The organism is Microbacterium sp. Soil_C_42, assembly GCF_057656735.1.
On record NZ_JBDGJU010000088.1, the window covers coordinates 1 to 727 of the forward strand.

Annotated in this window: 1 rRNA gene; it reads right to left on the reverse strand. The window is 53.8% G+C overall.

The window, feature by feature from the left end:
• Positions 1–727 (reverse strand): 23S ribosomal RNA (locus AC3A46_RS19515); the annotation flags it as partial.

Genomic DNA, 727 nt, shown 5'->3' on the forward strand with positions numbered 1-727 from the left:
CAGCGGATAGGGACCGAACTGTCTCACGACGTTCTAAACCCAGCTCGCGTACCGCTTTAATGGGCGAACAGCCCAACCCTTGGGACCTACTCCAGCCCCAGGATGCGACGAGCCGACATCGAGGTGCCAAACCATGCCGTCGATATGGACTCTTGGGCAAGATCAGCCTGTTATCCCCGAGGTACCTTTTATCCGTTGAGCGACAGCGCTTCCACAAGCCACTGCCGGATCACTAGTCCCGACTTTCGTCCCTGCTCGACCTGTCAGTCTCACAGTCAAGCTCCCTTGTGCACTTACACTCGCCACCTGATTGCCAACCAGGTTGAGGGAACCTTTGGGCGCCTCCGTTACTTTTTGGGAGGCAACCGCCCCAGTTAAACTACCCACCAGGCACTGTCCCTGAACCGGATTACGGTTCGAAGTTAGATATCCAGAGTGACCAGAGTGGTATTTCAACAATGACTCCACCATAACTGGCGTCATGGTTTCATAGTCTCCCACCTATCCTACACAAGCCACACCGAACACCAATACCAAGCTGTAGTAAAGGTCACGGGGTCTTTCCGTCCTGCTGCGCGTAACGAGCATCTTTACTCGTAATGCAATTTCGCCGAGTTCGCGGTTGAGACAGTTGGGAAGTCGTTACGCCATTCGTGCAGGTCGGAACTTACCCGACAAGGAATTTCGCTACCTTAGGATGGTTATAGTTACCACCGCCGTTTACTGG